This window comes from Gordonia sp. OPL2 (assembly GCF_003797825.1).
Lineage (GTDB): Bacteria > Actinomycetota > Actinomycetes > Mycobacteriales > Mycobacteriaceae > Gordonia.
In genome coordinates this window covers 245,855-270,605 of record NZ_RKME01000001.1, presented here as the reverse complement: position 1 = coordinate 270,605, position 24,751 = coordinate 245,855, and the positions used below count along the sequence as shown (strand labels likewise).

Annotated in this window: 18 protein-coding genes; 10 read left to right on the top strand and 8 right to left on the bottom strand. The window is 68.3% G+C overall.

The genetic code is table 11. The features are described from left to right. Nucleotides 1-4 precede the first annotated feature (4 nt). The 4 genes from EEB19_RS01225 to EEB19_RS01210 all read right to left on the bottom strand — a co-directional run bounded on the left by EEB19_RS01225 (nucleotide 5) and on the right by EEB19_RS01210 (nucleotide 4,764). Nucleotides 5-943, bottom strand: coding sequence for a DUF58 domain-containing protein (locus tag EEB19_RS01225; protein ID WP_187582387.1), 939 nt, complete (start codon nucleotides 941-943; stop codon nucleotides 5-7). Beyond that, nucleotides 930-2,084 carry a MoxR family ATPase gene (locus EEB19_RS01220; RefSeq protein ID WP_187582385.1) on the bottom strand — a complete coding sequence of 385 codons (1,155 nt, stop codon included), beginning with the start codon at nucleotides 2,082-2,084 and terminating at the stop codon, nucleotides 930-932. Before EEB19_RS01220 ends, EEB19_RS01225 begins: the two co-directional genes overlap by 14 nt. 129 nt (nucleotides 2,085-2,213) lie before the next feature. Continuing rightward, nucleotides 2,214-3,728: an NlpC/P60 family protein gene (locus EEB19_RS01215; RefSeq protein ID WP_369074055.1), complete on the bottom strand. Its 1,515-nt coding sequence runs from the start codon at nucleotides 3,726-3,728 to the stop codon at nucleotides 2,214-2,216. A gap of 394 nt (nucleotides 3,729-4,122) precedes the next feature. Further along, nucleotides 4,123-4,764, bottom strand: coding sequence for a DUF6676 family protein (locus EEB19_RS01210; protein WP_222929915.1), 642 nt, complete (start codon nucleotides 4,762-4,764; stop codon nucleotides 4,123-4,125). Nucleotides 4,765-5,258: 494 nt separating this feature from the next. Between EEB19_RS01210 and EEB19_RS01205 the strand changes: the two genes are divergently transcribed. The 8 genes from EEB19_RS01205 to EEB19_RS01170 all read left to right on the top strand — a co-directional run bounded on the left by EEB19_RS01205 (nucleotide 5,259) and on the right by EEB19_RS01170 (nucleotide 16,680). Beyond that, nucleotides 5,259-8,093 carry an aconitate hydratase gene (locus EEB19_RS01205; RefSeq protein ID WP_187582383.1) on the top strand — a complete coding sequence of 945 codons (2,835 nt, stop codon included), beginning with the start codon at nucleotides 5,259-5,261 and terminating at the stop codon, nucleotides 8,091-8,093. A 33-nt stretch (nucleotides 8,094-8,126) separates the two neighbouring features. After that, entirely contained in the window at nucleotides 8,127-8,693 is a 567-nt protein-coding gene (locus tag EEB19_RS01200; protein ID WP_187582381.1) for a TetR/AcrR family transcriptional regulator, read from the top strand. A 58-nt stretch (nucleotides 8,694-8,751) separates the two neighbouring features. Then, entirely contained in the window at nucleotides 8,752-10,371 is a 1,620-nt protein-coding gene (locus EEB19_RS01195; protein ID WP_187582379.1) for a GMC oxidoreductase, read from the top strand. Nucleotides 10,372-10,475: 104 nt separating this feature from the next. Continuing rightward, entirely contained in the window at nucleotides 10,476-12,026 is a 1,551-nt protein-coding gene (locus EEB19_RS01190; RefSeq protein ID WP_187582377.1) for an acyl-CoA synthetase, read from the top strand. A gap of 136 nt (nucleotides 12,027-12,162) precedes the next feature. Next, nucleotides 12,163-13,929, top strand: a complete 1,767-nt coding sequence (locus EEB19_RS01185; RefSeq protein WP_187582375.1) for a thiamine pyrophosphate-binding protein — start codon at nucleotides 12,163-12,165, stop codon at nucleotides 13,927-13,929. Then, nucleotides 13,926-14,591, top strand: a complete 666-nt coding sequence (locus tag EEB19_RS01180; RefSeq protein ID WP_187582374.1) for an SRPBCC family protein — start codon at nucleotides 13,926-13,928, stop codon at nucleotides 14,589-14,591. The genes EEB19_RS01185 and EEB19_RS01180 overlap by 4 nt, the downstream gene beginning before the upstream one ends. Nucleotides 14,592-14,611: 20 nt before the next feature. Further along, nucleotides 14,612-15,634: a 3-oxoacyl-ACP synthase III family protein gene (locus EEB19_RS01175; RefSeq protein ID WP_262365392.1), complete on the top strand. Its 1,023-nt coding sequence runs from the start codon at nucleotides 14,612-14,614 to the stop codon at nucleotides 15,632-15,634. Continuing rightward, the gene (locus EEB19_RS01170; protein ID WP_262365356.1) at nucleotides 15,631-16,680 is read left to right on the top strand and encodes an aminotransferase class I/II-fold pyridoxal phosphate-dependent enzyme; all 1,050 of its coding nucleotides are present in this window, start codon (nucleotides 15,631-15,633) and stop codon (nucleotides 16,678-16,680) included. The genes EEB19_RS01175 and EEB19_RS01170 overlap by 4 nt, the downstream gene beginning before the upstream one ends. A gap of 30 nt (nucleotides 16,681-16,710) precedes the next feature. Here EEB19_RS01170 and EEB19_RS01165 read toward each other — a convergent pair whose 3' ends face one another. After that, nucleotides 16,711-18,339 carry an ABC-F family ATP-binding cassette domain-containing protein gene (locus tag EEB19_RS01165; RefSeq protein WP_187582370.1) on the bottom strand — a complete coding sequence of 543 codons (1,629 nt, stop codon included), beginning with the start codon at nucleotides 18,337-18,339 and terminating at the stop codon, nucleotides 16,711-16,713. 86 nt (nucleotides 18,340-18,425) lie between these two features. Here EEB19_RS01165 and EEB19_RS01160 point away from each other — a divergent pair, with 86 nt between their 5' ends. Beyond that, nucleotides 18,426-19,220: an SDR family oxidoreductase gene (locus tag EEB19_RS01160; protein ID WP_187582368.1), complete on the top strand. Its 795-nt coding sequence runs from the start codon at nucleotides 18,426-18,428 to the stop codon at nucleotides 19,218-19,220. Then, nucleotides 19,217-20,341: a lycopene cyclase family protein gene (locus EEB19_RS01155; protein WP_262365355.1), complete on the top strand. Its 1,125-nt coding sequence runs from the start codon at nucleotides 19,217-19,219 to the stop codon at nucleotides 20,339-20,341. The genes EEB19_RS01160 and EEB19_RS01155 overlap by 4 nt, the downstream gene beginning before the upstream one ends. Before the next feature lie 61 nt (nucleotides 20,342-20,402). Here EEB19_RS01155 and EEB19_RS01150 read toward each other — a convergent pair whose 3' ends face one another. From EEB19_RS01150 to EEB19_RS01140, 3 genes are all read right to left on the bottom strand, one after another. Further along, entirely contained in the window at nucleotides 20,403-20,564 is a 162-nt protein-coding gene (locus EEB19_RS01150; protein WP_187582366.1) for a hypothetical protein, read from the bottom strand. A gap of 124 nt (nucleotides 20,565-20,688) precedes the next feature. Beyond that, a complete protein-coding gene (locus EEB19_RS01145; protein WP_187582364.1) occupies nucleotides 20,689-23,295 on the bottom strand; it encodes a polynucleotide kinase-phosphatase in 2,607 nt (868 codons plus the stop codon). After that, complete coding sequence (locus EEB19_RS01140) at nucleotides 23,292-24,674, bottom strand: 3' terminal RNA ribose 2'-O-methyltransferase Hen1 (protein ID WP_187583052.1); 1,383 nt, start codon at nucleotides 24,672-24,674, stop codon at nucleotides 23,292-23,294. The genes EEB19_RS01145 and EEB19_RS01140 overlap by 4 nt, the downstream gene beginning before the upstream one ends. Between the last annotated feature and the right edge of the window lie 77 nt (nucleotides 24,675-24,751).

The following is a 24,751-nucleotide window of genomic DNA, read 5'->3' as shown; positions in this document are numbered from 1 at the left end:
CGCGTCACCCGACCCCGGCGGCCAGGCCGCGTCGGCGCTGCGCGACGAACTTGACCGTGTCGGTGATCCAGTCCCGATCGGTCGACAGGCTCAGGACCGGTCCACCGCAGCTGCGGACGGTCCGATGCACCTTCTGTTGGTGGGCGCGTGCCGCCGCGGCGAAGTCTCGCCGAACCGCCGGGGTGACCGTGATGTCACGTACGTCGCCGGACTCGGCGTCGGCCAGCGTGATCTCACCGATGTCCGGGAGCTCGAGGTCACGTGGATCGAGTACCTCGACGGCGAGCAGTTCATGGTGAGCACCGATCGCGCGCAATGACCGTTCCCAGTCGATGGGACCGAGAAAATCACTGATGACCACGGCGAGCCCGCGGCGGCGCTGCGGCCTGCGCAGTGCTTCGATCCCGGCGTGCAGGTCGCCACGCACCCCGGTCGACGCACGAGTCGTCGTCGCGATGGCCTTGAGGAGGTTCTGCGCGTGCGCACGGCCGCTCCGCGCGGGTACGCGGACGAGCCGGTCACCGGTCACGACGATCGCGCCGTGCCGGTTGCCGCCTCCCGACGTGAGGTGCACGAGGGCGGCCGCCGCGGCGACGGCGAGGTCGCGTTTCGTGCAGTTGACGGTGCCGAAGTCCAGGCTCGCCGAGACATCGACCACCAGCCACGTCTCGAGCTCGCGGTCGGCGATCATCTGCCGGACGTGCGGCTGCGTGGTCCGGGCCGTCACCGACCACTCCATGCGGCGGATGTCGTCGCCGGGCTGATAGGCGCGCGCCTCCCCCGGTTCGGATCCGGGGCCCGGGATCAGCCCGAGGTGCTCGCCCTGCAGGACCCCGTCGAGTTTGCGTCGCACGGTCAGCTCCAGGGTCCGCAACGCAGCGGTCAGCTGCGGTTCGGACAGGAGGCCGGCCCCGAGCGACGGCAGATCGCTATTGGCCGGCATACCGTGGCGCGGCCTGGTTCACCGTCGATCCGTTCGCCTGCCCCGGATACTGCTGTGCCACAGCCTGATTCGGGGCCTGCGGGCCGGGGTGCGCACCGGCCGCGACGGGCTGGGCACCCACCTGCGGCAGCCCGACCGTCTGCAGAACGCGGCCGATGACCTGGTCGGCATCGACCTCGTCGGCCAGGGCGTCGTAGCTCAGGACCAGACGATGACGCAGGACGTCGGGCACGATCTCGACCACGTCCTGGGGGACGACATAGTCACGACCACGGACCAGCGCGAGGGCGCGGGCGGCTGCGACGATACCCAGGGTGGCACGCGGGGACGCGCCGTACGACAGCCACGCGGCGACGTCGGTGAGTCCCAGTTCGGCGGGCCGGCGCGTCGCGTTGATGACGCGCACGACGTAGTCGACGAGTGCGTGATGGACGAACACGTTGGCCGCGGTGCGCTGCAGACGGATCATCGTGTCGGGATCGAGGACCTGCGACGCCGACGGCGGCACATTGCCCATCCGATAGACGATCTCGCGTTCCTCCTCGACCGTCGGATAGTCGACGAGGACCTTGAAGAGGAAACGGTCCCGCTGCGCCTCGGGGAGCGGATAGACGCCCTCGTTCTCGATCGGGTTCTGAGTCGCCATGACCAGGAACGGATCCGGCATCGGGTAGGTCGTGCCGCCGATCGACACGTGACGCTCGGCCATCACCTCGAGCAATGCCGACTGCACCTTTGCCGGCGCACGGTTGATCTCGTCGGCGAGGAGGAAGTTCGCCACCACGGGACCGAGCTCGGTGTCGAACTCCTCGCGGCCCTGACGGTAGATGCGGGTACCGATCAGGTCGGTGGGCACCAGGTCGGGGGTGAACTGTACGCGGGAAAACGACCCACCGACCACCGTGGCGAACGTCTCGACCGCGAGTGTCTTGGCCACGCCGGGCACACCCTCGAGCAGGATGTGCCCCCTGGCCAGGAGCCCGACGAGGATCCGCTCGACGAGTTGATCCTGGCCGACGATGACGCGTTTGACCTCGTAGATCGCCCGTTCCAGCAGTGTGACGTCATCCTGGGACAGCGTGACCGATCCTTCTCGGCCTGCTCCGCCCGTCGGTTCGGCAGGGGGATGCGAAGAGGTCAACCGGTGCTCCTGTTCGTCTACGTGCCGTACGCACCACCCGGTGCGGGACGGCAACGCGGGGCGGCCTGTCGTGTCGCTGCCAGCGTAGTCGCGTTGCCTGAAAGGCGGCCAAGAAGGGTCTTGGGCGCGTCAGAGCAGACGGACCACGTTCGGCATCGCCCCGGCGGTCCGCAGCGGCGACACCTTGACGACGTCGCCCGACTGCGGCGCCTCCACCATCTTGTTGTCGCCGAGATACAGGGCCACGTGCTGGCTCGCGTTGGGACCGTAGAAGATCATGTCGCCGCGCTTCATCTGCGACAGCGGGAACTGCGGACCCGACGTGTACTGGTAGCCGGTGTAATGCGGCAGATCGATGCCCACCCCGGCGAACGCGTAGATCATCAGGCCGGAGCAGTCGAAGCCGACCTTGTTGTAGTCGCCGTAGCTGTCGGCCACGCCACCGTCGCGGATTCCGCGCGTCGGTCCGTTGCCGTCTCCGCCGCCCCAGGCATACGGGACGTTCAGCTGGGAGAGCGCACGATTGACGCTGATCTCGACCGCCTGTGGGCCGCGCAGGCCCGGTCGGACCATGCCACCGCCGCCGCCCGACGAGCTGCCGAACAGGCTGCCGAGGCTTCCCGTGGACAGCGTCGAACTCAACGAGTCCGGTCCGCTGCCGGTCATGTCCGATCCGCCCACGCCGAGCTCGTCGAGAAGCTGGGAATGCGGGAGCTGCTGCTGTCCGACGATCTCGGAGAGGACCTTCTGACCGACGTCGAGGGCCAGCTTCGCCGCCGCCTCGGCGGCCACCGCGAGTGCCTGGTTGTCGCCACCGCCCGGTGTCGACGGCGCGGCCGGTATGCCCGGTGAACTCGGGAAGAGGTTGGACAGCAGCTCGGAGGCGCTCGGACCGTCGACCTGACGTTTGGGCGCCACGCCCCGGATCTTGTCGAGCGAGGCCTGCACCGTGTCGCGCTTCTTGATCAGTTGGGAGCGGCGCTGCTGTTCCGACGAGGCGGCCGACCGGGCCTGCGCCACCGCCGCCAGCGCGTCGTCCTTGCGGGTGCCCGCACTCTTGGTCGCGAACGCCGCCTGGCGCTTGGTGGCCTCGACCGCCGCCACCCTGTTGGCCTGCTGGTTGCGCGCGACCTGCAGACGCTCGACGGTGTCGCGCTGCTGACGACCGACGCGGTCGAGCACCGTCACCCGGTCCAGCACGGACTGCGGGTTGTCGGAGGAGACGTAGTTCGACATCGACCCCTGGGCGCTGCCCTGGCGGTAGACGTCGCGGGCGAAACGATCGAAGGCCTTCTGCGCCTCCGCAACACGCCGGCCGGAGTCGTCGAGCGATCGCTTCGCCGACCTCGCGGCGACGGTGGCGAGCTTCTCGGCGGCCACCGAGTTCTGATAGTCCACCAGCGCGCGATTCACGTTCTCCTGCCGCACCGCGACTGCGTTGTCGAGGTCGGCGATGTTCTGGTTGGCCTTGGCGATCTGATTGATCAGCCCGGAGACCCCCGACTGCTTGCCCGGCGCGGCCTGCGCCGATCCCAGCGCTGCCTGCCCTGCCCCGAAGGCGCCGAGGACGACGATGACCATGAGCGCGCACAGGCGTGCCAGCGGTGGACCCCCGCGCACCACACCGGTTTTACCTCGCCTCACCAGATCTCCCTTGTCGTTCGCGGCATGCCCCGCCACACCCGCTTCGTTGCGACGTCAGTGCCCACCCGTCCCGACCGTCCTCGGCCTGCACCATGCATCACATGCGGCCCCTCGATCACTCGGACACCACACGTGACATCAGAACCGTACGTCACATCAGACACATCGGAAAACCGTCGTCACGAATTACATTGGCGTGATTACCTGCGAAAACGCCGTGAACTGGTCAAAGAACCCACGCCGGGTCGAGGTCTCGAATTCGCAACGAGAGCACCGCACGGGCGGGTCGCCCGGCGGACGTTTCCGGCGAGGGTGTAGACGCGCGAGGCGCGCGGGTTCCGGTGGTACCCGCCGGGACGGTCGGCGTGGGTGTACAGCCGGCGAACGGACCGTGCTAGGGCAGGTCTCGCGAGAGGTCGGTGGTCCCCGGACCGGCCCCGGTCGGGGCGGAGGGATCGTCGGCGGTCCCGGTCGTCGCCGTCGACTCCCCCGAGGCCGTACCGGCCGATGTCACGCGGTCGTGCGCGCGCCGCGAACGCAGCCGCGCCACGGCCGCGCCGATGATGACGACGACGATGAGGACCAGCGTGATCGCTGTCCAGTTCATCGAGGGTCCACTCATCTGGTCCCACATCTGCCGAGCCGCCAGCGGCGGGTCGGTGAGGGTCAGGTTGTCGGTCGCCTCTTCCTGCTGAACCCGGCTGAAGTACGGCGACGAACTTCCGACCGAGTTCGGCCCGAGGACGATCACGGTGCCGCCGACCTCGGTCTGCAGTTCGGTTGCGATGTCGCGGTAGTAGGTGAACTTCGGCTGCGCCGTCGGCAGGACGACGAAGCTCACGTCATAACCCTCGGACTTCGCATGCGCGACGACATCGCGCAGTCCGGGGACCTGGTCGGCCGGCGCCGCGACACCGTCCTCGCGGATCTCGGCGAGCAGCGCATCCATGTCGATGTCCTCGGGGATGACCGCCGGGGCGGGCACGCCCATCGGCGGAAGGGCGAGCACATCCTGCGTCGTCGCACCCGGACTCATCTGGCCATCCTCACGTCAGTCCACCTACCGCCACCGATCACCTGCAGTCCACCGCTACGCACTCATCGCGTGTCGGGGGCGCCGGCGAGGTTTCGCGAGCATTAAATTCGCACGGACAGTTCCGGCTCGCCAAACCTCCTGCTGCACGGTACGACAGAATGGTGGGGTCCGGAGAACCCGGTGCTCGATCATGCGCACGATCGGCGTGTCGTATGCCGGGACGGCTTGTTAACAGTACGCACGTACTGTTAACATGGCGGTGTCGTCGCCGGCCGCGAGCAGCGCCCTGCTGATCGAAATCCGGACGGTGACAGCCAAGCAGCGGGGACGCACGTTGCACACACGCCGACGCAGCCCGTCGGTACCCGGTCCGAGTCGACGAGCCGAGACGATCGTTCGCCGACAGGCCACAACGGTTCCGTCCGGATCGACGAGCGGACCATGGAGAAGCAGGCCGGCGCAGCCCGCCGGCACTTGAGGAGAGTGGATTAGACGTGAGTATCGATTCCTTTGGCGCCCGCGGCACCCTGGATGTGGGCGACAACTCGTACGAGATCTACCGGCTGAACGCCGTGGAGGGCACCGAGAAACTCCCGTACGCGCTCAAGGTGCTCGCAGAGAACCTGCTCCGCACCGAGGACGGCGCGAACGTCACCAAGGAACACATCGAGGCGATCGCGAACTGGGATCCGAGTGCGGACCCGAGTATCGAGATCCAGTTCACCCCGGCCCGTGTGATCATGCAGGACTTCACCGGTGTGCCCTGTGTCGTCGACCTCGCCACCATGCGCGATGCGGTCAAGTCGCTCGGCGGCGATCCCGACAAGGTCAACCCGCTGGCGCCCGCCGAGATGGTCATCGACCACTCCGTGATCATCGAGGCCTTCGGCAATGCGCAGGCCTTCGAGCGCAACGTGGAGATCGAGTACCAGCGCAACGAAGAGCGCTACAAGTTCCTGCGCTGGGGTCAGGGAGCGTTCGACGACTTCCGCGTCGTCCCGCCGGGCACCGGCATCGTCCACCAGGTCAACATCGAGCACCTCGCCCGCTCGGTCATGGTCCGCCCCAACGCCGAGGGCACCGATGTCGCGTATCCCGACACCTGCATCGGCACCGACTCGCACACCACCATGGAGAACGGTCTGGGCGTGCTGGGTTGGGGCGTCGGCGGCATCGAGGCCGAGGCGGCCATGCTCGGTCAGCCCGTCTCGATGCTCATCCCCCGTGTCGTCGGCTTCAAGCTGACCGGCTCCGCCAAGCCGGGCGTCACCGCGACCGACGTCGTCCTCACCATCACCGACATGCTGCGCAAGCACGGTGTCGTCGGCAAGTTCGTCGAGTTCTACGGCAACGGCGTCGGCGAGGTCCCGCTGGCCAACCGCGCCACCATCGGCAACATGAGCCCCGAGTTCGGCTCGACCTGCGCGATCTTCCCGATCGACGGCGAGACCATCAAGTACCTCGAGCTCACCGGCCGCTCGACGGAGACACTGGCGCTGGTGGAGGCGTACGCCAAGGAACAGGGCATGTGGCTGGAGAAGGACGCCGCCGAGGCCCAGTACTCGGAGTACCTCGAGCTCGATCTCGCCGAGGTCGTGCCGTCCATCGCCGGGCCCAAGCGCCCGCAGGACCGCATTGAGCTGTGGGACGCCAAGAACGCGTTCCGCAAGGACATCCACAACTACGTCGAAGAGGGCAACACCCCCGCCCACAACGGGGTCGACGAGGCCAACGAGGAGAGCTTCCCGGCCTCCGACGCCCCGTCGGTCAGCCCGGACGCCGCGAATCTCTCGTTCGCCGACGACGACGCCGAGCCGCTGCACAACGCATCGAAGGGCTCGGAGGGACGTCCGTCGAAGCCGGTGAAGGTCTCCTCGACCGAGCGTGGCGACATGATCCTCGACCACGGCATCGTGACGATCGCGTCGATCACCAGCTGCACCAACACCTCGAACCCGTCGGTCATGCTCGGTGCAGGCCTGCTCGCGAAGAAGGCCGTCGAGAAGGGCCTGACGGCCAAGCCCTGGGTGAAGACGTCGATGGCGCCCGGATCGCAGGTCGTCACCGGCTACTACGAGAAGGCCGGTCTGTGGCCCTATCTCGAGAAGCTCGGGTTCTTCCTCGTCGGCTACGGCTGCACCACCTGCATCGGAAACTCGGGCCCGCTGCCCGAGGAGATCTCGCAGGCGATCAATGACAACGACCTCACCGCGACGGCCGTCCTGTCGGGCAACCGCAACTTCGAGGGTCGCATCAACCCCGACGTCAAGATGAACTACCTGGCGTCGCCGCCGCTGGTCATCGCCTACGCGCTCGCCGGCACCATGGACTTCGACTTCGAGTCGGATCCGCTGGGTCAGGACGCCGACGGCAACGACGTCTTCCTGAAGGACATCTGGCCCTCCAACGAGGAGATCCAGCAGACCATCGCCGACTCGATCTCCTCGGAGCAGTACGCGGCCGACTACGCCGACGTCTTCAAGGGCGACGAGCGCTGGCGGAACCTGCCCACCCCGGACGGCAAGACGTTCGAGTGGGACGACGAGTCGACCTACGTCCGCAAGCCTCCGTACTTCGACGGCATGGCACTCGATCCCGAGCCCGTCTCGGACATCAAGGGCGCACGCGTGCTGGCCAAGCTGGGCGATTCGGTGACCACCGACCACATCTCCCCCGCGTCGACGATCAAGCCCGGTACGCCCGCCGCGCAGTACCTCGACGAGCACGGAGTCGCGCGCAAGGACTACAACTCGCTGGGCGCCCGCCGCGGCAACCACGAGGTGATGATCCGCTCGACCTTCGGCAACATCCGCCTGCAGAACCAGCTGGTCGATGTCACCGGTGGCTACACCCGCGACTTCACCCAGCCGGACGGCCCGCAGTCGTTCATCTACGACGCCGCGCAGAACTACGCGGAGAAGGACATCCCGCTCGTCGTGCTGGGTGGCAAGGAGTACGGCACCGGCTCCTCGCGAGACTGGGCGGCCAAGGGCACGCGTCTGCTCGGGGTCAAGGCGGTCATCACCGAGAGCTTCGAGCGCATCCACCGCTCGAACCTGATCGGCATGGGCGTCATCCCGCTGCAGTTCCCGGAAGGCGAGTCGCACAAGTCGTTGGGTCTCGACGGCACCGAGACCTTCGACATCTCGGGCATCGAGGCACTCAATTCGGGCGAGACGCCGTCGACCGTGCACGTCACCGCCACCAAGGAAGACGGCTCGAGCGTCGAGTTCGACGCCAAGGTGCGCATCGACACCCCCGGTGAGGCCGATTACTACCGCAACGGAGGAATCCTGCAGTACGTGCTGCGCAACATGATCAAGAGCTGACCGCCTTGATCGACGAACGACCAGGAGCACACGGTGCCCAAGGTCAGTGATGACCGGCTGGCCGCGCGTCGTCGAGAGATCCTCGACGGCGCGCGGCACTGCTTCGCGGAGTACGGCTACGACGGTGCCACCGTCAAACGGATCGAGGAATCGACCGGCCTGTCCCGCGGTGCGATCTTCCACCACTACCGGGACAAAGAGGCGTTGTTCCTCGCGCTGGCACGCGAGGACGCCGAACGGATGGCCGATGTCGCGGCCGAACAGGGCCTGGTCCAGGTCATGCGGGACATGCTCGCCCGTCCACAGGACTTCGACTGGCTCGGGACTCGGCTGGAGATCGCCCGAAAACTCCGGACCGACAACACTTTCCGTGCCGAATGGGTGGCCAGGTCGACAGAGTTGGAACAGGCGACCCTACGTCGGCTGGAACGCGGCCGACAGGCCGGCCGGCTGCGCGACGACGTGCCGACCGATGTCCTCCTGAAGTACCTCGACCTGGTACTCGACGGTCTGATCACCCGACTGGCCTCCGGGCAGCCGACCGACGATCTGCACGACGTCCTCGATCTGGTGGAGGAGTCCGTCCGGGCCCACAAGTGATTTCTGACGTGGCCTGGATCACTCAGCTGAGGCTACCCTCATCCGGTATTCTCATCCGGTGAACGAAACCCCTCGGACCGGGAATCCGGTCTCTCGCCGTGCCTTTGTCGGTGGCGTCGCCGGCCTGTCGGCGCTCGGCGCCCTGTCCACCGTCCGATCAGAGGCGTCCGCCGCACCACGAGACGGACGGACCGCCATCGTCATCGGCACCGGGTTCGGCGGGGCCGTCGCGGCCCGCCGGCTCGGCGAGGCCGGCGTGGCGACCACGGTGTTCGAACGTGGCCGTCGGTGGCCGATCCGCCCGGACGGCAACACCTTTGCGACGACGACGAACCCGGACAAGCGCGCGGCGTGGTTCGGCAGTCCCGCCGGACCGAGTGCTGCGACCGCACTGCCGGTGGAGCCGTATCCGGGTGTCCTCGACCACGTGATGGGCAACGGTGTCGAGGCCGTCTACGGCGCCGGCGTCGGCGGAGGATCACTGGTGTTCGGCTCGTTCACACCGGCACCGCGCCGTCAGGACTTCGAGCACATCTTCCCCGCTGCGGCAGGCTATTCCGAGCTCGCGGCCACTTACTACCCGCGCGCCAAGCAGCGGCTCGGCGTCGCACCTCTCCCGGCGGACATCCTCGCCCATCCCCGCTACGTCGGCGCCCGCTCGTGGCTGAAGGTGGTCGCCCGCTACGGCGCCACGCCACATTTCTTCGACTTCGCGATCGACTGGGACATAGTCCGCGCGGAACTGGCCGGCCGCAGGACCGCATCCGTGTCGATCGGCGAGTCCAGTTACGGCAACAACAGCGGCGCCAAGAAGTCCCTGGATCGCACCTATCTCGCGGCAGCGGAGCAGACCGGGAACGTCACGATCAAACCGATGCACGAGGTGTTCGACATCCGACCCCGTTCTCGCAGAAAGGGTTTCGTCGTCTCGGCTCGCGTCCTCGACGAACGCGGACGCACGGTCCGGACGGTGACCGCCGAGGCCGATCACCTCTTCATGGCCGCCGGCTCGTTCCACACCACCCGACTGCTGGTGGAGGCACGCGCGAAAGGCACGTTGCCGCGACTCTCGCCGCGGATCGGTGACGGCTTCGGGGTCAACGGTGACTTCCTCACCATCCGCGCCAACCCGCGTGAGGACTTCGGAGCCATCCAGGGCGGACCCGGGTACGCACGGATCTACGAGGACGACCTACCGGGCGGGCCGGTGTCGATGGTCTATCAGGCCACACCGCTGCCCGCACCGCTGGGCAAGGCGGCCACGACTCACCTCGTCCAGGCACACACCGACGAACGCGGCACCGTCGACTTCGACCACGCCACCCGCCGGGGGCAGCTCAACTATCCGCACCCGGCGGAGCGCAACGATCTCGATCGGCGCGCGAATGCCTTCATCGCGCGCTTCCACGAGCGCACCGAGGGACGGTACGGCTTCGGTGCGAACGGCGTCCACGTGTCGTCGCGCGCCACGGGATTCGGCTCGGCCAGTACGTATCACGGTCTCGGTGGTGTCGTCATGGGAGCCGCGGCCACCATGGACGGCGCGGTACGCGGATACGACAACCTGTACGTCGTCGACGGCTCGTTCATCCCGGGCGCCGTGGGTCTGGTGAATCCGTCGCTGACCATCACCGCCATCGCCGAACGCACCATGGACAGGTTCATCGCGACCCACTGACATCGCTACGCCCCCATGCGGTACTGTGACTCACGACACCCCGATCGATCGCTCGGTAAGAGTGGGCGATCGGGGTGGTCGTCCCTTCGTGAGAGGAGTGCCCCTTGTTCCCTGGAGTCTTCGCGAAGTCCACTCCGGACAAGCCCGCGATCATCCGTGCCGCCACCGGAGAGCGCCTGACCTATCGGCAGCTCGACGAGAACTCGACCCGGCTGGCCAATCACCTCGATGCGCTCGGTCTGCGCCCCGGCGACACGATCGCGATGATCTCCCAGAACGATCTGCACATGTTCGAGGTGTACTGGGCGGCGCTGCGCAGCGGGCTGTACGTCACCGCGATCAACCATCACCTGACCGCACCGGAGACCGACTACATCCTCACCGACTGCAACGCCAAGGTCGTCTTCGCGGGCGCCTCCGTCGCGGACGCCGTCGCCACCACAGCGGACATCCCGGCGCTCGCCACCCCCGGACGCCGACTCGCCTGGGGCGGTGCGATCGACGGATTCGATTCGTACGAAACGGTTCTCGCGGAGGCCTCGAGCTCACCGCGGGCCGATCAGCCCCGTGGCACGGACATGCTCTACTCCTCCGGGACCACCGGTCGTCCGAAGGGGATCAAGACACCTCTTCCACAGGGCCAGGTCGACGAGGTCCCGGACGCCTACACCGCGATCTTCGGCCCGATGTACGGGTTCGACACGGACACCGTGTACCTGTCCCCGGCACCCCTGTATCACGCGGCACCGCTGCGGTATTGCGGCGTGACGAACTCGGTGGGCGGCACCGTCGTCTTCCTCGACCGTTTCGATCCGGAGGCCGCATTGCAGGCGATCGCCGAGCATCGCGTCACACACAGTCAGTGGGTGCCGACGATGTTCATCCGGATGCTGAAGCTGCCCGCCGAGGTGCGCGAGCGGTACGACGTGAGCAGTATGCGGATCGCGGTACATGCAGCCGCACCCTGTCCGGTCGAGGTCAAGCGCGCGATGATCGAGTGGTGGGGGCCGGTCATCCATGAGTACTACGCCTCGACCGAGGCCGCCGGGGCGACCTTCATCGGTCCGCAGGAGGCGCTCGATCATCCCGGCTCGGTCGGCAAACCGCTTCTCGGTGTCGTACACATCTGCGACGAGGACGGCGTCGAGATGCCGGTGGGCGAGGTCGGCCAGGTGTACTTCGAGCGCGACGAGGTCGCGTTCGAGTACCACAATGACCCGGAGAAGACCCGCAAGGCGCAGCATCCCGAGCACCGGAACTGGTCCACGACAGGCGATGTCGGGTACGTCGACGACGATGGCTACCTCTACCTCACCGACCGCAAGGCGTTCATGATCATCTCCGGCGGGGTGAACATCTACCCACAGGAGGCGGAGAACGTCCTCGTCAATCACCCCGCCGTGTACGACGTCGCGGTGATCGGCGTCCCCGACGACGACCTCGGCGAGGTGGTCAAGGCGTGCGTGCAGCTCGATCCGGCCTACTCGCCGTCGGCGCAACTCGCCGACGAACTGATCGACTACACCAAGGATGCGATCGCGGCGTACAAGGCGCCCCGTTCCGTCGACTTCGTCGACGACCTGCCCCGGACACCGACCGGAAAACTCGTGAAAGGTGAACTCCGCAAGCGCTACTGGCCCGCGGCCGTCAGCTGACCCACGACCTCGTCACCCGGTCGACACCTCGCCACCCCACCGGGATCGAGTTAGCTTACGCTAAGCTAACCACCGACACGGAACCCCGGACTGCCGACCGGTTTCGCGAGATCGTCGGGACGATGTGGGGGTGGGGATGGACGTATCCGGAGCGGTCGGCCATCAGTCGGTGGCCGACCGTCTCGTCGCCCGACTCCTGCGCGCCGGGATCACCACGGTGTTCGGCGTGCACGGGGCCAACATCGAGGATGTGTACGACGCCGCGATCCGCAACCCGTGTATGCGTCCGGTCGTCGCCAAACACGAGTTCGGTGCGGGTGCGATGGCTGATGGCCTGGCCCGGATCCACGGGACTGCGACCGCTGTCCTCACGACGTCCGGCGGTGGCGCACTCAACGTGATCCCGGCGCTGGGTGAGGCGTACGACAGCCGGGTGCCGGTACTCGCCGTCATCGGCACTGCGCCGCGGCACACAGTCGGCCGAGGTGGCTTCCAGGACATGCTGTGCCCACCCGACACCATCGACCTGCCTGCCGTCCTCTCCGGCGTCGTCGGATCGTGCGCCGTCGTCGACGACCCGGTCCAGGTCGACGCCGCCGTCGACGATGCGCTGGCGACGTTGTCTCGCGGTCTCCCGGCCGCACTCGTGATCCCGAAGGACGTGCAGTCGGCACGGATCGCAGCAGCTCCGCTCGGACCGGTCGCCCTCCCCGAGCGGGTCGGACCGCCACCCGCGGTCATCCACGATCTCGCCGACCGGTTGGCCCATGCGGTTCACCGCGGCGAACACGTGTGCGTCTGGGCCGGCGAAGAGGCCTCACGTCTCGGTGTGTCGGGGACCGTCGGGCATCTCGCCGATCTGCTCGGTGCGTCGGTCGTCGTGTCACCGGGCGGCCGCGACGTCGGCGGTCCGCGCTGTGCCGGGGTGACCGGGGTGATGGGGCATCCGTCGGCACACGCGGCCGTGCAGGAAGCGGCCATGTGCTTGGTGCTCGGTTGCCGCATGTCGCTGACGGACCGCGCCGGACTCGACGAGACTCTGGCCGCGACCCGCGTGATCCACATCGGCGCGATTGCGCCCCGGATGCCCGGGATCGCCGACCACGTCGAGACGCCCGCGCTCGACCTCGCGCTGGTCGCGCTGACACAGGCTCTGCACGAACGACTTTCCCGGCATCGCGGAACGCATCCCCGCGACCTCGCCCGTCGTCCCGACCTCCCCGCGGTTCCGAGGACATCGCTCCCGACGACCTCGCCATCGGGACCTGCCACCACGCCGACGCTGCGTGAGGTCGTCACGACCATCGGCGAGGTCCTGCCCACCGGGTGTGCGGTGTTCGCCGACGCCGGGAACGCCGGGGCCGGGGCCATCCATCACCTCCCGTTCGGTTCCGGCGGGCGGTTCGTGGTCGCGCTCGGCATGGGCGGGATGGGCTTCGCGATCGCGGCCGGAATCGGCGCCGCGATCGGCGGGGCACGCACCGGCGGTGGTCCCGACCGCACCGTCGTGATCGCCGGTGACGGATCGTTCTACATGCACGGGATGGAGCTGCACACCGCCATCGAACACGGCGCTCCCGTGACGCTGATCGTGCTGAACAACGATGCCCACGGCATGTGTGTCACCCGCGAGAATCTCTACTTCCCGGACACCGCGTCGCCACCCACGACACCGAGCGGGCCCGGCAGAGGTAGCGTCAACCGTTTCCGGCACACCGACATCGCATCCGGACTCGACGCCATGTTTCCCGACCTGATCGTCCGCCACGCCCGTGACGTCGGCACACTCCGCGCGGTCGCGGCGGACCTGATGTCCCGCGCCGGCCCCAACTGCATCGTCGTCGACACCGACCCCGACGAGATCGCCCCCTTCGCCCCCTTCCTGCCGAGAGGAACCTCATGACCACAGGCACGTCCGCACTCTCCGACCTCGGTCCGGCCGCGATTTCGCTCCCCGGCGTCGTCCGCGTCGAGACCCATTCGCGCGCCGCAAGCATGCCCATGCTCGTGGACCGGGTCCGCTCTGTCTATCCCCACCATCAGATCTACGGCGACTTCTGCACCGTGCAGGGTTACGTCGAGGCGCCGCCCCGGGACCTGTACGACTGGTTGTCCGACACGCGCTCACTGGAGGAATGGACATACAGCACAAGAGATTTCGCTGCCACTGATGAACCCGGCCTGTGGGTGGGTCACGATCGCCTCAACGAGGACACCGAGATCTATGTCCGCACCATCGCCAACGCCGACGCGATGACCGTCGACTACCACTGCGCCTGGGACCAGGGAAAGCATCTCTGGATGATCTATCTGATGCGGGTCGTCGACGCCCACACCGTCCTCGACCGTCCGGGGTCGGTGGTGCTGTGGACGAACTGCCGTCATCCGTTCTACGACGACAACCCGTACCCCGAGACCGCACCCGAGGGCCGGACCGAATGGGTCGGCGACCTCTGGGACATGTTCGCGGCCGGACATCAGGTCGAGCTCGACAACCTCACCGCCATCGCCGAGTACCGCCATCGCAACGGTCTCCCCCTGACCCCGGAATGGATGCGTTCGTGACCACACCCACCCCGACCCCTATCACCCTGGCACCGATCGCCCTCGCCGACCTCGCCACCTACCGGCCGGCGAATCGTGTTCCGGCCGAGTACTTCGCGCAGTTCGCCGAGGCCGACGAGCTCGCCGACAACATCATGTTCCGCGCCCCCGCGTTCCGGCACCATGCAGCCGAGAACGAGACGTCCGCGGACATGATCGTCGAGGCGGCCGGGCGGCTCACCGAACGTCACGGCGACGGCTACCTCGACGACGTCGACGTCATCCTGACGCACAGTCAGCTCCCCGAGGTGCCCGTGCGCGGATGCGTGGGCGAGGTCGCGCACCGGCTCGGTCTGCGGCCGACGACGGTGCTCGACGTCCACAACGGCGGATGCGCGGCCTTCGTGCACATGATCGAGATCGCCGGCGCCCTGCTCCGCGCCAACGGAGGTCGGAAGGCCTTGATCGGTCTGGCCCAGAACAGCGCCGGACAGATCTTCACCCAGCAGCAGGTGCGGTCCAAGGCGCAGGCAGCAGTCCCCGGCGACGGTGCCGCCGTGGCCACACTCACCGTGGGCGACGACGGGAACCCGGTGTTGGGCACCGAATGCCGGTCGTTCGGCGAGTACTCGGCGGACATGACGGCCGTCGCCGAGCCGGAGCGGAAGTACTGGGAGGCGGGGCCCGGCCAGATCCACGTCGGATTCACCGAGGCGAAGATCGCAAAGGTCCTTGCCCGGGGCAACCGTATGGTGCCCGAGGTCGCGCTCGAACTGGCGCACCGGATCGGTGTCGCTCCCCGCGACCTCGATCTGTTCGTCACGAATCAGCCGAACCGCATCTTCCTGCGGAACTGGCGCGACGCCCTCGAACTGCCGCAGGACCGTCACCCCGACACGTTCGACGAGTGCGGCAACCTGTTCGGCGTCGGCATCCCGATGACGCTCGATGCGGCCATCGATGCCGGACGGGTCCGGGCCGGCGACGTCATCATGATGTCGGCGTTCGCCCACGCGGGCGATTTCGCGGCTGCCGGTGCGATCCGCTGGAACGCGCGTACGTGACCGCAGTGCTGGGGTCACCGGCGCCGACGGACGGGCCGATCACCGAGATCCGTTGCGACCTCAACGAATCCGTCCATCCACCTCTGCCGTCGGTGCTCGCGGCGCTGCGCGCGGGCGTGGGTGCCGAGAACCGCTATCCCCCGATGCGGCCGGACGCGCTGCGTGGCATCATCGCCGATCATCTCGACGTCGCCGCCGAGCAGGTCACCGTGGGTGCAGGCGCCACCGCGGTCGCCGTCGCGATCCTCGCCGACTGCGCGTCACGGGCCCGTCGGCAGGGTGTGCCCGACGCGCGGATCGCGACCCCGGTTCCGACGTTCGACGGTTTCGGCATGATCGCGGACATGCTCGGCCTGCGGCTCGATCCCACCCCGCTCACCTCCGACGGAGGACCCGACCTCGACGCACTCGCCGACTGCGCGGGACCGCGGACGACCGCGGTGATCGTGTGCTCGCCGCACAATCCGACCGGTGCCGTCGTCGGCGAGACCGCGTTGCGCAGGTTCCTCGACACGATCCCACCCGAGGTGACGGTGATCCTCGACCAGGCCTACGTGGAGTACTCCACGGACCCGCCGGACGTTCGGTCGATGGTCGAGGATCACCCGAATCTGGTTGTCCTGCGGACGTTCTCGAAAGCCTATGGCCTCGCCGGTCTCCGCGTGGGCTACGCAGTGGGATCGAGGTGGACGATCCCCGCGGCACGCGCGCACGAGGTGCCGTTCTCGGTGGGGGCGGCGGCGCACCTCGCTGTCCCCATCGCACTCGGCGCACAGCGGGAACTGGCCGAGCGCGTCCGGGCGACCAGCGCCGAACGCGACCGTCTGACGACGATGTTGCGAGCCATCGGCTGTCACGTCCTACCCGGTCAGGCGAACTTCGTCTACCTTCCCGGCTCCGATGGCCTCGCGATCGGGCGCATGCTGCGCACGGCAGGCGTCGTCACGCGGGAGTTCGCCGAGCATGGGTGTCGTGTCACCGTCGGCGACCGACACACCACCGACCACCTGATGACCGCACTGCGGAGCGCGGCGCTGCTCACGTGAGGGCCCGATCAGCTCGGGATAGGCGGTGGCTCAGGCGAGTTCGATGAGCTCCTGGTATTCGTCGGACCAGTGGTCCTCGGTCCCGTCCGGCAGCAAGATCACTCGCTGCGGATCGAGCGCGGCGGCGGCGCCGGGATCGTGGGTCACCAGCACGACCGCACCCGTGTAACTGCGCAGCGCGTCGAGAACCTGCTCTCGCGAGATCGGGTCGAGGTTGTTCGTCGGTTCGTCGAGCAGCAGCACGTTCGCCGCCGACGACACCAGACCGGCGAGCGTGAGTCGGGTCTTCTCACCGCCCGAGAGCGTACCGGCAGGCTGATCGAGTTGCGCACCGCTGAACATGAACGCGCCCAACAACCCTCGCAGATCCTGTTCTCCCGCATCCGGGGCGGCGTGACGGATGTTCTCCCACACCGAGGCCATGTCGTCGAGGGTGTCGTGTTCCTGTGCGAAGTAGCCGATCTTCAGCCCGTAACCCGGATCCATGGTCCCGGCGTCGGGCTTCTCGACACCGGCGAGCAGTTTCAGCAGCGTCGTCTTGCCCGCGCCGTTGAGCCCGAGTACGACGACCCGGCTGCCCTTGTCGATCGCGAGGTCGACGCCGGTGAAGATCTCCAGCGACCCGTAGTTCTTGGTGAGCCCACTGGCCATCAACGGGGTCTTGCCGCACGATGCGGGCTCGGGGAACCGGATGCGTGCGGTCCGGTCGGCCACCCGCTCCTCGTCGAGCGCGTCGAGCATGCGGTCGGCGCGTTTGAGCATGTTCTGTGCCGCGGTCGCTTTCGTCGCCTTCGCACCCAGCTTCGCCGCCTGGGTGCGCAGCGCACTCGCCTTCTTCTCCGCGTTCGCGCGTTCGCGCTTGCGACGTTGTTCGTCGGTCGCGCGCGCGTCGAGGTAGCGCTTCCAGCCCATGTTGTAGACGTCGGCCTCGCCACGGACGGCATCGAGGAACCAGACCCGGTTGACGACGTCCGCGAGCAGTTCGACGTCGTGGCTGATCACGACGAGCCCGCCCTCGTGGTTCTGCAGGAACCCGCGCAGCCAGGTGATCGAGTCGGCGTCGAGGTGGTTGGTGGGCTCGTCGAGCAGGAGTGTGGTATCGGACTTCCCCGAGCCGTCGGAGGCGGCGAACAGGATGCGCGCCAACTCGATACGCCGGCGCTGGCCACCGGACAGGGTGCGCAACGGCTGCCCGAGGACGCGGTCGGGCAGGCCGAGGCTGTTGCAGATCCGGGCCGCCTCGGATTCGGCCACGTAGCCGCCGAGCGCGGAGAACCGCTCCTCGAGCCGCCCGTACTTCGACACCGCCTTGTCGCGAATCCGGTCGTCGGCGGCCTCGGCCATCAACGCCTGCTGCTTCTCCATCTGGTGCAGGATCGAATCGAGGCCACGCGCCGACAGGACGCGGTCCTTGGCCAGGACGTCGAGGTCACCCTCCTTGGGATCCTGCGGCAGATATCCGAGCTCGCCGCTGCGCAGGATGGAGCCGGCATACGGCTCGGTCTCGCCGGCGAGGATTCGCAGGGTCGTCGTCTTGCCGGCTCCGTTACGACCGACGAGGCCGATCCGGTCGCCGGGCTGGATACGAAGGGCGGAGCCGGGCGCCGACAACAGGGTCCGAGCACCCGCTCGAACTTCCAGGTCGGTCGCGGTGATCACGACGAATCAGTCTACCCACGTCCCGCCACCGGATTTTCCACCCGAGGACGCCACCCGCCGATGGCACTGCCACTACCGTGTGGAGCGTGACCGAACCCACACCCACACAGCTGTCCTCAGACCTGACCGGCAAGTCCGCACTGGTGACCGGCGCGAGCCGCGGCATCGGCCTGGCGATCGCCACCGAACTGGCCCGACGTGGTGCCGCGGTGGTCGTCACCAGCCGCAAACCCGACCCACTCGAGGCCGCCGCGGAGTCGATCCGCGAAGCGGTTCCCGGCGCCACGGTGACCGCGTGCCCGGGTAACACCGGTGACGAAACTCACCGCGCGGAGGCAGTCGCCGCGACGGTCGCGCAGGGCGGTGGAATCGACATCCTCATCAACAACACCGGGATCAACCCGTTGTTCGGTCCGCTGATGGACGCCGACCTGGGTGGGTTCCGCAAACTCCTCGACACCAACGTCGTGGCCGCGCTCGGCTTCATCCAACAGGCCTTCCACGCCGGTATGCGCGAGCGCGGCGGCGCGGTCGTCAACATCTCATCGGTCGCCGGTATCCGCTCCACCGGGGTCATCGCGGCCTACGGCGCGTCGAAGGCGGCGATGATCCGGCTGACGTCCGAACTCGCCTGGGAACTCGGGCCGGCGAACATCCGGGTGAACGCGATCGCGCCGGCCATCGTGCGCACCCAATTCGCCAAGGATCTGATCGCCGGCGACAACGAGGCCCGCGCACTCAAGTCCTATCCACTGGGTCGTCTCGGCGAGCCTGACGACATCGCGCGGGCCGCCGCGTTCCTCGCCTCCCCGGAGTCGGGGTGGATCACGGGGCAGACACTGGCCGTCGACGGCGGAACCCTGTCCACCGGCTCGATGTGACCGCCGGGATCACCGACGTGGCCGTGGTCGGTGCGGGGCCCGCGGGTCGCGCACTGGCCCACCGTCTGCTCCTTCGGGGGATGACCGTCACGATCGTCGATCCCCGTCCGGGCGCGACCTGGCGACCGACCTATGCGTGTTGGACCGACGAGCTGCCGCCGTGGCTGCCGGCCGGTGCCGTGTCCGCCCACGTGTCATCGGTCGAGATCCGCACACCCGACGCAACTCGGATCGCCCGCGGCTACAGCGTGCTCGACAACGCCGGACTACAGCGTGCCCTGACCGTCGATGGGGCACGCATCGTCCCCGAGCGCGCGACCCGGGTCGCTCCCGACCACGTGATCACCGACTCCGGCATCGTCCGGGCGTCCACCGTCGTCGACGCCCGCGGCACGTCCGGCCAGGGACCGCGCCAGACCGCCTTCGGCGTCGTGGTCACCCGGGAGCGGGCACGTCCGGTACTCGGTGCTGCCGAGGCGGTGCTGATGGACTGGGCGCCCCTCGAGGAGGCCGCCGGCGCCACATTCGGCGACTCGGGCGTTCCGTCGTTCCTCTACGCGATCCCGCTCGACGACGAGCGGGTCCTGCTGGAGGAGACCTGTCTGGCCGGGGACCCGCCGCTGTCCATCACCGCGCTGCGTGCCCGGCTCCAGGCGCGCCTGGGCCGGCTCACCGACGACGCCCTCGACACGGAATCCGTCTCGTTCTCGCTCGAGGGCGTCGACTCACCGTGGCGGCGCACGCCGCTGCCGTTCGGAGCACGAGGCGGACTCCTGCACCCGGCAACCGGCTACAGCGTCGGCATGTCGCTCGCCGCGGCGACCGTCGTGGCGGATGCGGTGGCCGCCGGGCGAGATCCTGCCGATGACCTCTGGCCGACCGGCGGCCGGGCGGTCCACCGGCTGCGTACCGCGGGATTGCACGCACTGCTGGCTCTCGACGCAGACCAGACCCGCGAGTTCTTCGCCGCCTTCGCCCGCCTCCCGGTGGCGCGCCAGCGGGCCTACCTGTCCGGACGTACGGACCTGTCCGGCTCCGTCGCTGCGATGCTCACCCTGTTCGGGCGAGCCGACCACCGGACTCGACGCGCGCTGGCCCGCGCCGTCCTGACCGGGCGGTGACACGACCGGGGCGGTGACACGATCGGGGCGGTGACGCTGTCCCGAGGCCGGTCAGGCAACGTCAGTGACGCTGGTCCAGGGTCACCGGGGCGAACGCCTCGGACTCGTCGGTGATGACGTCCCGGTCGGTGGCCGGGTAGTCCTGCGAGTCGTCGTCGACCTCGATCGACTGCTCGATGAGGTCTGCGTCGTCGGCGGACGGGATCGGGTCGTTCACGGTCATCGCGCACCTCTTCCGACATTCGCGTTGGTTGGTACACCTCCACGGTAACCATGTGCGCTGTGACGTCGAGGACTGAGTCGAAAACCGACGTCCAGGACTTTCGTCCGGTGCCATCCCGAGCGGCTCAGAGCCGCGAATCGACCGGCTCGGACTCGCACGCGAGGATCGCGAACACGCATTCGTGGATTCGCCACAGCGGTGCCCCGTCGCGGTGGCGCGCGAGCGCCTCGCGGGCGAGCTGATACTCACGCATCGCCATGGAACGCTTGTGGCGCAGGTCGCGAGAGCGCAGCCGGGACAGGTCGTCGAGATACGACGGCCCGTAGATGAGGCGCAGGTACTCCGCTCCCCGCACCTTCAGCCCGGGTACCACGACCCGATTGCGTGCGTCCCGTACGAGGTTGCCGATCGGTTTGACGACGATGCCCTCTCCCCCGGCCGCCGTCAGATCCGACCACCACGCCGCGCCGTCGGCACGCGAACGCTCCGATCCGACGTCGACGACACGTCGGCGCGTGGTGGTGAACATTCCCGGGTCGGCGTCCACCAGGCGGTCGGCGATCTCGAGATGCCAGGTGTGCGGACGGGTCTCGAACGTCTCGTCGGCTCCGTCCGCTCCGGCGGCGAGCACCTCGAACGGCGCGATGCGGATGTCGTCGATCCCCGCATGCGGCAGGACATAGCGGAGCAGGGCTTCGGCGAACGCCGATACGTCGGTGCTGCGGCGGGTTGTCGCGGCGATCTGCTCCGCAACGTCGAGCCCGCGCTCCGCGGCCCCACGCAACTCCGATGCCAGCAGCGTCAATTCCGGTCCCGCCGCAGCCGGGACGGACGCGAACTGATCACGAATCAGGCTCTCACCCTTGATGTTCCAGGGGAGGATCTCAGCGTCGAGGATCAGTCGACGACATTCCAGCTCGTCGAACACACCCTGCGCCGCGGAGCGGATCCTCGCGAGAAGGGCACCGGTGGCCCCCGGCTCGAAGAACGGTCGGCCTGTCCGTGTGTAGATCGCGCCGAGCCCGCCGTCGTGCACACCGAATCCGAGGCGGGCGGCGTCGTCGTCACGGGTCACCACCACGATCGCCCGCGAACCCATGTGCTTCTCCTCGCAGATCACCTCGGGCACGCCGAGTTCGGCGTAGGCCGCGAACGCCGACTGCGGGTCCTCCAGCAGCCCGGGATCGGCGCTGCCGGCCGGACTCATCGTCGGAGGCAGATAGCGCAACCAGCGGGGGTCCACCGCGTATCGCGACATCACCTCGAGCGCGGCCGCCGCGTTCTCCTCCCGAACGGTCACCGGCGGTCCGAAACGTGTGGCGACGGTACGCTTTCCGACGACGTCGTCGAGGTTCAGGCCGGCCCGCACGCGCGCATCGGCCGCCGAGTCCCCGTATCCCATCGGACGCTCCGAGGGCCAGTACGTCCGGTCGGCAGCGACATCGACGAGTTCGTCCTCCGGATACCGCAGCGCGGTGAGGCGCCCACCGAACACACAGCCGGTGTCGATGCACACCGTGTTGTTGGTCCAGGCAGCGGCCGGAACGGGCGTGTGTCCGTACACCACCCGCGCATCACCCCGGTAGTCGCGAGCCCAATCGACACGGATCGGGTACCCCCACCGGTCCCGCTCGCCGGTGGTCTCGCCGTACATGGCCAGGTTGCGGACACGCCCCGACGTCCGCCCGTGGTACCGCTGGGCCAGACCTGCATGTGAGACCACCAGGCGCCCGTCGTCGAGGACATAGTGGGAGACCAGTCCGTCGAGGAATTCGATGACCGCCGTGCGGAATCCGGCGGTGCACGCATCGAGCTGTTCGATGGACTCGGCCAAGCCGTGCGTGAGCTGCACCGGCTTGTCCGCCCGACCGGCACCCACCCGTTGCCGCAATGCTCGGAGCAGCTTCTCCTCGTGATTGCCGCGGACACAGATCGCCCGGCCCGACGCGACCATCGACATGACCAGCCGCAGCACCCCGGGAGTGTCGGGTCCCCGATCGACCAGATCCCCGACGAACACCGCTCGCCGGCCCTGCGGGTGTTCGACCACGTCGACTCCACCGTCCGGCGACAGCGCGACCGTCCATCCCAGATCGCGCAGCAGTTCCTCGAGTTCGGCACGGCAGCCGTGCACATCGCCGATGATGTCGAACGGGCCGTGCTGGTCGGTGAGGTCGTTGAACAGCCGTGTCCGGGAGACAGTCGCGGCCTCGACCGCCGACGCGCCGTCCAGTCGGTGGACGAAACGAAAACCTTCCTTGCGCAGGTTCTTCCCCTGTTGCCGCATCAGACGGTGCTGACGGATCACGACCTGTTCGCCGACATCCGTGCGCGTGACCGACCGTCGCTTGAGCACATCGAGTTCGACGTCGAGGACCACGGCGACGGCGAACACGTCGTGCTCCTTGGCGAGGCCGAGCAGGCTGCGTCGGTCCTCGGGCCGAACCGACGTGGCATCGACGACGGTCAGCAGTCCGCGGCGCAACCGTCGTGCGGCGACGTCGAACAGCGCACCGAACGCGTCCGCGGTGGCCCCCTGATCGGTCGGGTCGTCGGCGACGAGGCCCCGGAACGTGTCCGACGACAACACCTCGGTGTCACGGAAGTGCTTGTGGGCGAAGGTGGACTTCCCGGATCCGGAGACCCCGACGAGGACGACCAGACACAGATCTGGCAGTTCGATGGTCGTCGGCTCGTCGGTGGTCGGCTGTGTTGATATCGGTGTGGTCATCGGCTCACCTCGTCGATCCGTGTGAACACGGCACTCTGGGTCGGCGCCCCGACCTCGGCGTCGGGATCGCCGATCTCGCCGAGCACCACGGTATAGCGGTACTCGTCGGCGACATCGGCGCACCATCGCGCGAACTCCGCACGGGTGAACTCGAATCGGTGATCCGGGTGCCGGTACTCGTCGGGGCCGAGGCCGTAGCGAGAGTTGTGGTCGCGGTTCGGTGTCGTCACGACGACGGTGGCCGGGGCCATGCCGTCGAAGACCGATGCGACCGCCACGGGCAGCCGCGCCTGGTCGATGTGTTCGATGACCTCCATCAGCACGGCGACGTCGAAACCGCGGCAACGTGTGTCGCCGTACATCAACGACGACTGCCACAGGTCGACATCGCGTCGGCGCTCGAGCCGCTCGGCGGCGCGTCGCAGGGCCGCCACGGACACATCGACTCCCGCCAGACGCGTGCAGGCGCCGTCGGCGGCCAGCGCATCGAGGAGCCGCCCCTCGCCGCATCCCAGGTCGAGGACCGACCGTCCGCGCGCCGCCCGAACCGACTCGACGACGGCGTCGAGTCGTCTGCGGGCCAGACCCTCCCGACGGTCGGCGACCGTCGACCCGGCCTGGCGGGCGCTCTCCTGAGGCAGCGCGACCCGCGAATCGGCCGTGTCCGGACCGATCGGATCGGCTCCGGTGAGCCGGTCGACGGCGAGATCGACCAGCGGACGGACACGTTTGACGTAACCACTGATGATGCGGTCGCGATGCGGGTGTGTGGACAGCCAGCCGTCACCGAGTCGCTCGAGCTTGTCGATCTCGAGTTCGTCGACGAAATAGTGCTTGTCGTCGGCGATCACGGGCAGCAGTACGCAGAGGTGACGAAGTGCGTCACGGACCGTGTGCCGCCCCTCGAGTGTGACGGTGGCATACGGCGAGTCGCCCCACCCCGACGGTGCCAGCGGCTGCCGGGACACCCCGACACTCCAGCCCAACGGCGTGAAGAGCTCGTCGGGTCCCAGCGCTCCCCCGACGGGTACCGACGGCACGGTGATGGCGATCGGCCAGGAATGCTCGACCAACTCGGGACGGGCGCAGCGGCCGGCGAGTGCGTCACCGAACACCTTGCCGATCGCGACAACGAACCGGGACGACGCGGCATACGGGATCGTGCTGACGTGGCGCTGCGCCTCGTCACGGGAACGGACGCCCTCGCCGTCGACGTGCAGTGCCACCCGGCACTCCTGCGCGCTCGCCCGGGGATAGAAGACCCGAGCGGTGCCCTGCGACGTGTCGAAGGACTGCATCCGATCCGGGTGCTTGTGCAACAGGTAGCCGAGGTCGGTGGACGGCGTCTCACCGTCGCCGCGCACCTCGAGAGTCATCATCACACGGCAAACCCTACTGATGCCCGCAACGGGTTTACCGTTCTCGGGGACCGCCTCCGCGTCGGTGCAACCCGTTG